This is a genomic window from Isoptericola sp. NPDC060257 (assembly GCF_042726645.1).
Lineage (GTDB): Bacteria > Actinomycetota > Actinomycetes > Actinomycetales > Cellulomonadaceae > Isoptericola > Isoptericola nanjingensis.
In genome coordinates, this window is sequence record NZ_JBHXAW010000185.1 from 1 (window position 1) to 9,109 (window position 9,109).

Annotated in this window: 9 protein-coding genes; 6 read left to right on the forward strand and 3 right to left on the reverse strand. The window is 76.3% G+C overall.

Annotated elements, in window-relative coordinates; all coding sequences use genetic code 11:
* Positions 1-509, reverse strand: a 509-nt coding sequence (locus ACFWEK_RS14760) for a MerR family transcriptional regulator (protein ID WP_430554528.1), incomplete at its 3' end; no start/stop codon positions are given.
* A 107-nt stretch (positions 510-616) separates the two neighbouring features.
* Between ACFWEK_RS14760 and ACFWEK_RS14765 the strand changes: the two genes are divergently transcribed.
* Positions 617-1,210 (forward strand): hypothetical protein, encoded by a 594-nt coding sequence (locus ACFWEK_RS14765; RefSeq protein ID WP_430554529.1) that lies wholly within the window; start codon positions 617-619, stop codon positions 1,208-1,210.
* Positions 1,211-1,295: 85 nt separating this feature from the next.
* Positions 1,296-2,702: a pyridine nucleotide-disulfide oxidoreductase gene (locus ACFWEK_RS14770; RefSeq protein WP_430554530.1), complete on the forward strand. Its 1,407-nt coding sequence runs from the start codon at positions 1,296-1,298 to the stop codon at positions 2,700-2,702.
* A 32-nt stretch (positions 2,703-2,734) separates the two neighbouring features.
* Here ACFWEK_RS14770 and ACFWEK_RS14775 read toward each other — a convergent pair whose 3' ends face one another.
* Positions 2,735-3,613 carry an alpha/beta fold hydrolase gene (locus tag ACFWEK_RS14775; protein ID WP_430554531.1) on the reverse strand — a complete coding sequence of 293 codons (879 nt, stop codon included), beginning with the start codon at positions 3,611-3,613 and terminating at the stop codon, positions 2,735-2,737.
* A 276-nt stretch (positions 3,614-3,889) separates the two neighbouring features.
* On the opposite strand from ACFWEK_RS14775, the gene ACFWEK_RS14780 reads away from it, so the two are divergent.
* The 4 genes from ACFWEK_RS14780 (at position 3,890) to ACFWEK_RS14795 (ending at position 8,330) form a co-directional block, all read left to right on the forward strand.
* Positions 3,890-4,546 (forward strand): hypothetical protein, encoded by a 657-nt coding sequence (locus tag ACFWEK_RS14780; protein ID WP_430548210.1) that lies wholly within the window; start codon positions 3,890-3,892, stop codon positions 4,544-4,546.
* Between the two features lie 159 nt (positions 4,547-4,705).
* Positions 4,706-5,029, forward strand: a complete 324-nt coding sequence (locus ACFWEK_RS14785) for a hypothetical protein (RefSeq protein ID WP_430548209.1) — start codon at positions 4,706-4,708, stop codon at positions 5,027-5,029.
* Positions 5,026-7,398, forward strand: coding sequence for a hypothetical protein (locus tag ACFWEK_RS14790; RefSeq protein ID WP_430554532.1), 2,373 nt, complete (start codon positions 5,026-5,028; stop codon positions 7,396-7,398). The genes ACFWEK_RS14785 and ACFWEK_RS14790 overlap by 4 nt, the downstream gene beginning before the upstream one ends.
* Positions 7,395-8,330, forward strand: coding sequence for a hypothetical protein (locus ACFWEK_RS14795; protein ID WP_430554533.1), 936 nt, complete (start codon positions 7,395-7,397; stop codon positions 8,328-8,330). The genes ACFWEK_RS14790 and ACFWEK_RS14795 overlap by 4 nt, the downstream gene beginning before the upstream one ends.
* On the opposite strand, the gene ACFWEK_RS14800 is transcribed toward ACFWEK_RS14795, so the two are convergent.
* Positions 8,273-9,109, reverse strand: an 837-nt coding sequence (locus tag ACFWEK_RS14800; protein ID WP_430554534.1) for a LacI family DNA-binding transcriptional regulator, incomplete at its 5' end; no start/stop codon positions are given. The two genes, ACFWEK_RS14795 and ACFWEK_RS14800, sit on opposite strands and share 58 nt — an antisense overlap.

Here is a 9,109-nt window from a genome sequence, read left to right on the forward strand (position 1 = left end):
ACCCAGGCGTCGGCGAGCTCCTTCGTGCGCGTCTGCCACTCCTTCTGCTTCTCGGCCCCCAGCCCGCGCCACCACGCGTCGCTCGTCGCGTACGCGTCGGCACCCCACCTCTCGGTCACCTCCTCCTCGTACTGCGTGTGGTCGAAGCCGTCGAGCATGTCCTCGGCCATGAGCTGTTCTCCCCTCTCGATCGCGGTCACGGTCCGTTCCACCGACGCGATGCGCCGGGTCAGCCGGTCCTGCTCGGCGCGCAGCTGGTCGAGGTGCCGGCGCAGCGCGCCGGCCTCGTCCGTCTGCTCGTCGAGCACCCGGCCGATGTCGGTCAGCGGCAGGCCCAGGTCGCGCAGCAGCAGGATGCGCTGCAGGCGCCGGACCGCGGCGTCGTCGTAGTGGCGCAGCCCGCCGGTGCCGGTGCCCGACGGCGGCAGCAGACCGATCTGGTCGTAGTGCCGCAGGGTGCGGCTGCTGACGCCCGCGAGCCGGGCGACGTCCTGGATGGAACGGGTCATGACGTCGACGGTAGAGGTTGACGCCGCGTCAACCGCAAGGCGGTAGATGAGGACCTTCTCCTCCGTATCTCATGCGGGGGTCACCGACGGCCCGGAGGATCGTCGTCATGAGCAACCGCGCCGCACGCCGCCTCGCCGTCCCCGTCGCGCTCGCCCTGGCGCTCGGCCTGACCCTCACCGCCTGCGCCGACGGCGACGGCGGTGCGCCCGCCGACACGCCCGCGACCTCCGCCACCGAGGACACCGCGACCGACGACACGACGTCCCCGAGCGCGTCCGCCGCGCCGGAGCACCGCACGGCCGCCGGGCTGCTGGCGATCGCCACCGCGGAGAAGAAGGCGGGCGGCACCGCCTACGCCATCGACGACCCGGACCGCGACAACACCTGGGAGGTCGACGTCGCCACCGGCACGATCAGCGTCGAGGTCGAGGTCAGCGCCGACGGCACCGAGGTGGTCCGGACCCAGGAGGACGACCTCGACGCCGACGACCGTCGCGCGCTGGCCGACGCGACGGTCTCGATCACCCGGGCGATCGAGCGGACGGTCGCGAAGTCCGGCGGCGACCTCGACGACGCGGAGCTCGACGAGGACGACGGCCGGTACCACTGGTCGGTCACGGTGCTGGTGGACGGCGTCGAGACCGACTACCGCGTCGGCACCCAGGACGGGAAGGTCGTCCAGGAGCGCGACGACGACTGACCCGCCGGCCAGGCGTCGCCCCGGGCACCCTCAATCACCCCCGGCGCCCGTTGACCGCCCGTGACGCCGGTGGGTCACTGGAGTCATGGCCACTGGAGCGACGGCCCGTTCGATCGACACCGACTACCTGGTCGTCGGCGCCGGGGCGGCCGGGATGGCGTTCGTCGACGCGATCGTCGACCACGACCCGACCGCGCACGCGACGCTCGTCGACCGGCGCGCGGCCGCGGGCGGTCACTGGCTGGACGCGTACCCCTTCGTGCGCCTGCACCAGGCGTCGCAGTTCTACGGGGTCGCGTCGACCCGCCTCGGCTCCGGGAGCGTCCAGGAGTCGGGCCCCGAGCGGGGGATGCACGAGCGCGCCACCGGCCCCGAGATCTGCGCCTACTTCGCCGAGGTGCTCGAGGAGCGCCTGCTGCCGACCGGGCGCGTCGAGCTGCTCCGCGGCGTCGAGTACCGCGACGGCCTGCTCGTCGACCTCGCGTCGGGCGACGTCGTCGAGCCGCGCGTGCGCCGGCGGGTGGTCGACGCCCGCTACCTCGCCCCGTCCATCCCCGCCGTCGGCCCGCCGCCGTTCGACGTCGACGAGGACGCCCGCGTCGTCCCCGCAGGCGCGCTGCCCGACGTCGCGGACGCCGCCGCGTACGTCGTCGTCGGGTCGGGCAAGACGGCGACCGATGCCGTGGTGTGGCTGCTCGGGCGCGGCGTGGACCCGGACGCGATCCAGTGGGTGCGGCCGCGGGACCCGTGGATGCTCGACCGCGCCGCGGTGCAGCCGGACCCGGCCGTCTTCCTGGGCATGGCGGGGACCCTCATGGCCGCGGCCTGCGACGCCTCGTCCGCCGACGAGCTCTTCCTGCGCCTCGAGGACGCCGACGTGATGACGCGCATCGACCCCGCGGTGATGCCGACCATGGCCCGCACACCGACGCTCGGGCGATGGGAGCTCGAGCTGCTGCGGTCGGTGACCCGCGTGGTCCGCGACGGGCACCTGCGCCGCGTCGAGCCACGGCGGCTGGTGCTCGACGGCGGCGAGGTCGCGGTGCCGCACGGCGCGGTCGTCGTGCACTGCGCGGCGTACGGCCTGCACGTGCGCCCGGCGCTGCCGATCTGGGGCGAGCGGATCACGCTGCAGTCGGTCCGGGCGGGGTTCCCACCCTTCTGCGCGGCGCTGATCGGCTACGTGGAGGGCGCCCGCCACGACCGGCCGGACGCCGAGAAGAACGCCCTCTGCCCGCCGACGCCCTACTGGAGCATGCCCGCCGACTGGGCGGCCATGCAGGGCCGCGGCGCGCGGGCGGCGGCGACGTTCATGGCCGACCCGGACGTCGCCCTCTGGGCGCACTCCGTGCTGCTCAACCCCGCCCGCGTGCCGCCCGAGGAGTCCGCACGACCCGAGGTCCGCGCCGCCGTCGAGCGGTACCTCGAGTACGCCCCCGCGGGCATCGCCGGGCTGGAGCGGATCGGCCGGGACGCCGGGGTCCGGGTCTGACCGGTCCCACGGGTCCGACGGCGCGCTCGCCCTCAGCCGGCGAGCACCTCCCGCAGCCGCGTCGCGAACGCCGCCGGGTCGTTGCCCGGCGACCACTCGTTGGACGCGAAGCCGCCGTGGTCGCCGGGGAAGTGGACTGGCGCGACGCCGAGCGCCGCGGCCAGCGCCTCTCCCCCGCGGCGCGGCATCGTGCCGGGCCCCTGCTCGCCGACGGCGGGCACCAGCCGCACGGTGGTGCCGCGCAAGGCGTCGAGGTCAGGCTCGAACCAGGGCAGGGCCTTCATGTTGCCGTTCAGCAGCAGGTCGTCCCGCGAGCCGTCGTCCTCGGTGGGCAGGCCGAACGCCGCCGGGTCGGGCGCGGGCTGCGTCAGGTAGTCCTCGGTGAGCGGCGCGTCCTGCATGGAGACCTGGATGAACTTCGCCATCGCGGGGCCGAAGCCGTCCCGCTGGTACGTCTCGACGATGTCCTGCGTGACCTCGCGCTGCACGTCGCGGTCCTCCAGGAGCGCCCACAGCGGGGGTTCGTGCGCCACGACCGTGCCGAGCTCGTCGGGGTGGGCCACGACCCACGGCAGCACGTTGACGGCGCCGCCGCTGGAGGCGAACACGTCGACCGGCCCGTCACCGACCAGCTCGCGGGCGGCCTGGACCACCCGGTGGAAGTCGTCGGCGTGGAGCTCCACCGACACCTCGCCGTCGGGGGCGAGCGTGCTCCGCTCCGCGCCGCGCGGGTCGTACGTGACGACGGCGCGGTCGTCGAGGTGTCCCGCGAGCTGGACGAACCCCGACGCCGCCATCGGCGAGCCGAGCAGGAACAGCGGCGGGTGCTCCCCGGGGGTGTCGGGGAGGCGGACGTCGTAGGTGAGGACCGCGCCGGGCACGTCCACGGTGAAGGTCTGCTGGGTGCTCATGGGCATGCCTCCGTCGGCATCGAGGGACGCGGCGATCGTGCCGCACCCCTCTGACACCCGCGCGGCGGGGAACTCATCGGCCCCCTGTCAGCGACCTGCGTCGCTTGCCCTGCTCGTCGCGCGGGACCGGTCGGCGGCGCGTCATGCCAGGGCCTGGAGGCTGCCCCCAGGACCGCGCCGTCCACAGGTGCGCGGCCGGCGTCTCCCCGCGGCAGCGCCGCGCCGCAGGCTCGGTCCCGGACGCCCGTCCCGCACCCTGGAGCCCGAGGAGCCCGAATGCCCGTCGCGACCACACCGCCGCCCCCGCTGCCGGCACCCCGGCCTGCGCGGTTCGTCCCGCCCGAGCTCGTCGACCTGCACTCCGCCTGGAGGCGCGAGCGCGAGCTCGCGTCCCGCGAGGACCACGCGCACCACGGCACCCTGGGCGGGTCGTGTCCCGGCCGCCACGGCTGGTTGCTCGACGACGGGCTCGACGTGCTGCTCGAGCCCGTGCTCACCGGCTCGACCACCCCGGGGTTCTACCCGTTCGTCGCGCTCGACGAGCGCACCGCCGCCGGGCTGCTCGAGCGGCTCGACGAGGTGGAGCTGGCGACCCAGCGGCAGAACCTCGGTCCCTCGCTGGGCGCCGTGCTGCGGGCCGTCGTGCGGCACCCCGGCCGGGTGCGTGCGCAGGGGTACGTCGTCGGACCGCTGCGCTGCGACGAACGCATCACCGTGACGGGGGTGCTGCTCCGGCCGGGCCGGGACGTGGGGCCCGAGCCGCCGCGCGGGCCGGACGACGCGAGGGCCGACGTCCTGCGCGCTCTCGCCCGGCTGGGCATCGACGACATGCACGCACCCCCGGACGAGGTCGCGCCCTGGCGGGGGCGACGGCCGGACGACGGAGCGCCTGCGGGGACGGACGAGCCGTGGTTCCGCGCCTGGTGGGACTGACCGGCGGGCGGGCGGGGGCGAGCCGTGGCGGCGAGCCGCGCGCCTCCCGGACCGACCCTGTGGATAACCCCGGTGCGGTCGGGACCGTCGTCGTTAGCGTCGTCCCCGCGCCCCGGCGCAGGCAGGGACGACCCGACGACGGACCAGGACAGGGACGGGATGACGCAGCTCGACCTCGAGACCACGACCCTCGCCGCGGCGGGCACCGACGTGCGCGGCGCCGCGGTGGCGCTCCACGACGTGTCCAGCGGCGTGCTGGTCGCGGCGGCGACACCCGCCGCGAGCGGCGACGCCGGGCTGTCGGCCGCCCTGCAGGACCTCGCCGCGGCCTGGCGGGCCGCCGACCAGGCCCTCGTGGACGAGCTCGGGACGCTCGCTGCCGGGCTCGCCCGTGCCTCCGAGGTCTTCGAGGGTGCGGAGCGCACGACGACGCACGACCTGGCCGCGCTGCTCGTCGGACCCCGCCCCGGAGGCGACGCATGACGCCCGTCGCCCGGGAGGGCGGCGGTCCCGGAGGTCGGCTCGCGCCACCGGCCGGCGAGCTCCGCCCGCTCCCTGGCAGCCCGCCCGCCCTGGTCGACGCCGCCGCCGTCGTGGAGCGCGTCGCTGCCGGTCTCGAGGACTCGCGCACCCGACTGCTGCGGGTGCGATCGGTGCTCGACGGCCAGCGCAGCACGGCCGTCGAGCGGGCGCGCGAACGGGTCACGGCAGCGGGCGACGCCGCCCGGACGAGCGGCGGGATGCTCGAGGCGGCGGCCGCCACCCTGCGGCGTCACGCCGCGACCCTCGGCGACGCACAGGCAGCGGCGCAGCGGGCGCTCGCCCTCCGTGCGGACGCGCTCGGCCGGGAGGCCCGGTGGCAGGCGGAGGCGGACGAGGCGCGTCGTTCCACGTGGAACATCGCCCTGGCCGGCGGTGCCGCGCCGGGTGCCGGTGAGGCGGGCGCGGCGCGGTCGGGAACGGCGTGGTCGGGAACGGCGTGGCCCGGCGCGGCGTGGTCGGGCGCGCCGGCGCTGCCCGCCGACCCGGCGCACGCCCACCTGCGGCTCGCCGCCGCCGAGCGAGAGGTCGCGGCGGCTCGGGCGGACGTCGCGGCGGCGGAGGCGCGCTGGCGCGCGGCCCGGGAGACGAAGGACGAGGCCTCGCGGCAGGCGGCTGCCGCGCTGGCGTCGCTCGCCGACGTCCGCGCGGTCCGCTCGATCACGGCGGCCGGCGCGGACCCGGCCGGCTTCCAGGCCTCCGGCGAGGCCGCGCGGTCGGTCGTCGCGCTGCTGCCGCGCGCCACGTCGGGCGGGGACGCCGCAGCACGACGCGCGGTGCGCGACGACCTCCGACACGTCCTGACCGCGCACGCCGACGACCCCGCGTTCTGGGCCGTCTTCTGGGACGACGCCTCCCCCGCACAGCTCTACGAGGCTCTGGTCCCCCGCGGGCCGGGAGCCGCCGGCGTCCCGGCCGGGCTCGGGGGCGCGCTCGGGGGTGCGCTCGGCCCGGCCCTGGACGTCGAGCTGGCGCGGGCGCTCGGCGCGGGTATCGGCCTGTGGGCGCAGACGGCGTCGCCCGCGGAGCAGGGCGACCTGGGGCGTCGGGTGGTCGGCGACGTCGCGGCCGGCGCGGGCTCGCCGCTCACGCCGGCCGACGGGGCGGAGGTCGCCGTCGCCCTGCTCCCCGCGTCGCTGCCGGCGGCCGTCCACGCGGGGGCCGACGACGCGCTCGACGCCTGGTGGAGCGAGCGTGCGCCCCTCGACGGGTCGTTCACCGTCCTGGCGCCGGTGGTCGTCGCGGTCGCCGCGGGCCTCGCCGCACACCCGCGGCTGGCGTTCGACCGGCTCGCGCCCGCCGACGAGGAGCTCGTCGGCCCGTCGGTCGCGCGGTGGCTCGGCAGCGTGCCCCGCGCCGGGTGGCCCGACGGCGGCCGCGCCGTCGCGCACGCCTTCGCCACCGCCGTGGACGTCGGAGCGGCGTCCCCCGACCGCGGCGACCAGGCGCGCGCGGCACTCCTCGTCTCGCACGCGACGGAGGCCTTGCCGGTCGGCCTGCTCCGGACCCCGGGGCTGGCCGACGACGCGGCAGGGTACGTCGCCGTCGCCTACGAGCCCTACGTCCCGGTCATCGGTGACGTCACCCAGGCGCAGAACCCCACGTCCGGCAAGGCCGGCGTCGAACCGGTCCCCGCCCCCGGGGTCGACCCCGACGCCGAGGTGGCGCCCGACCTCGGCGACCGGGTCCCGCTCGTCGTGCAGCCCGAGCTCGACGCCTTCGCCCTCTGCGACGTGATCGGGGCGACGTCCCGCACGCCGGGCGCGGCGGCGGCCTGGCTCGGGGTGACGGACCGCTACGCGGGGTGGGTCCTCGAGCAGGCCACCTCGGAGGGCTTCGACGAGGACTCGGGGCCTCGTGTCCCCCTGGTCCAGGAAGCCCTGTCCGACATCGGCGCCGTGACGGGCGGGATGCAGGCCCAGACCATCGACACGGCCCGGGCCCAGGTGGACACCCGCGAGACCGTGCTCGCCCTCGCCGGCACGGGCGTCGGCTACCTCAGGTTCGGCAGCAGGGTCGTGACGGAGGCCGTGGGGCTGGCGAGCGGGCCGGCGCTGTCGCTCTTCGACCCCGAGGCCCCGCTCGACGACGCCCGCGAGCGGATCTGGTCCACCGAGCACGGGCTGATCGACCGGTACGCCACCGACCTGTACGACGGCGTGGTCCAGCACGACCTCGGCCTCGGGCTGAACCCCGACGCCGCCGCGGAGCGGAGCTCCGGGCTCACGCCGGACGGCAACGGCTCAACTCCCGCCACGCTGTTCGACGCCTCCTTCGACCACCTGTCCGACCCCGCGGAGGACGACCGATGAGTACCGCGACGCACCGCGTCCTCGCCAACCCCAGCGTGACCCCGCTCCTGGTCGTCACCCTCGTGGTGACGGGCCTGTTCCTCTGGCACCACCTCGGCCGGGACGCGTGGCGGGACTGGCAGCGCGACCGGGCGATCGCCGAGGCCGCCCACTGGAGCCCGGAGCCGTGGGGGCTCACCGCGGACGAGTTCCCCGGCCACGAGGCGACCGCGCTGCCCGTGGACACGTCGCGGATGACGACGAGGCGGCAGCCGGGGTGGAGCGTCTCGGCGGTCATGCACGACCCGCTCGGGCCCCTGTTCGCCGGCGGCCTCGCCGGCGCCCGGTTCGCGACCACGAGCGACGTCGTGCGTCCCTGGATGGACCGCGAGGACGGCCTCTACCCGGTGGACGCCACCTCCGGCGTCGACGTGGACGGCGTCCAGGTGATCACGTTCGTCACCGTCTCCCCGGACGGCCCGTACACGCTCGCAGACCAGGGCAGCGCGGTGTGGCAGCTGCAGTACGAGGCGGAGAGCGCCGCCGAGCACGGGCTCCACGACGACTCGCTGGTCTGGAACCCGGACGGCACGGTGCGGTCCGTCGAGTACGTCGGGCGCCTGCCCGACCCCGCCGAGCGGTACCGCCTCGAGCTCGACGAGCTCGGACCGTTCGGCCTCACCACCCACCAGCGCGGCGCGGACGGCCAGGAGTTCCGCACCACGTCGCTGGCCACGGTCGCCGGTGGCGCCTTCGTCGCGGTCGGGGTCCTCGTCCCCGACGGCGTGGAACTCCCCGCCGACCTGGCGCCGGAGGTGCTGCTGGATCGACTGGCGGACGAGGTGCGCGCGGACCCGCCGTCGTTCCCCGCCACGGACGGGGCGGCCTCGGGCGCTCAGGCCGAGTCGCGCACCACGAGGGAGGTGGGCAGCGTGATGGCGGCGGGCTCCTGACCGTCGACGACCTCCAGCAGCAGCCGCACCATCTCGGCGCTGATGCGCTCGTAGGGCTGCCGCATCGTGGTCAGCGGCGGGTGCAGCTGCGCGGCCACGCCGGAGTCGTCGAACCCGCCGACGGCGACGTCGCCGGGCACGCTGCGGCCCGCGGCCTGCAGGGCGACCAGGGCGCCGGCGGCCATGAGGTCGGAGTGCACGAACACGGCGTCGACGTCGGGCCGCCGCTCGAGCAGCTCGGCCATCGCGAGGCGCCCGCTCTCGCGGGAGTAGTCGCCGTGCACGACCAGCTCGGGGTCGTAGGCGTCGCCCAGCACCTCGCGGTACCCCTCGAGGCGCAGCACCCCGCCCGGTGTGTCCATCGGGCCGGTGATGGTGGCGATGCGCCGCCGGCCGGTGTCCCACAGGTGCTGCGTCATCGTGCGACCGCCGGACCGGTCGTCGGCGGCGACGTACCCGACCTTGCCCTCGTACCCGAGCGGGACGCCGCACGCGACGGTGGGGATCTCGTGGCGCAGCAGCTCCCCCATCATGGGGTTGCCGCGGTGGGAGCTGATGAGCAGCACCCCGTCCACGTGCCCGGCCTCCAGGTACTGCGCCACCCGACGCCGTTCCTCTGCCGTGCCCGCGACGAGCAGCACCATCGGCATCTCCCGCTCGGCGGCGGCGTGCGTGGCACCGCGCAGCAGCAGGGAGAAGTTGGGGTCCTCGAACAGCAGGTGCTGCTCCTCCGTGAGGAGGAAGGCGACGGAGTTGGCGCGCCCCGTCACCAGGGAACG

What these genes read in the sequence shown, in the direction of transcription:
- ACFWEK_RS14765 (WP_430554529.1), top strand. Translation starts at nt 617, where the DNA reads ATGAGCAACCGCGCCGCACGCCGCCTCGCCGTCCCCGTCGCGCTCGCC.
- ACFWEK_RS14770 (WP_430554530.1), top strand. Translation starts at nt 1,296, where the DNA reads ATGGCCACTGGAGCGACGGCCCGTTCGATCGACACCGACTACCTGGTC.
- ACFWEK_RS14775 (WP_430554531.1), bottom strand. Translation starts at nt 3,613, where the DNA reads ATGAGCACCCAGCAGACCTTCACCGTGGACGTGCCCGGCGCGGTCCTC.
- ACFWEK_RS14780 (WP_430548210.1), top strand. Translation starts at nt 3,890, where the DNA reads ATGCCCGTCGCGACCACACCGCCGCCCCCGCTGCCGGCACCCCGGCCT.
- ACFWEK_RS14785 (WP_430548209.1), top strand. Translation starts at nt 4,706, where the DNA reads ATGACGCAGCTCGACCTCGAGACCACGACCCTCGCCGCGGCGGGCACC.
- ACFWEK_RS14790 (WP_430554532.1), top strand. Translation starts at nt 5,026, where the DNA reads ATGACGCCCGTCGCCCGGGAGGGCGGCGGTCCCGGAGGTCGGCTCGCG.
- ACFWEK_RS14795 (WP_430554533.1), top strand. Translation starts at nt 7,395, where the DNA reads ATGAGTACCGCGACGCACCGCGTCCTCGCCAACCCCAGCGTGACCCCG.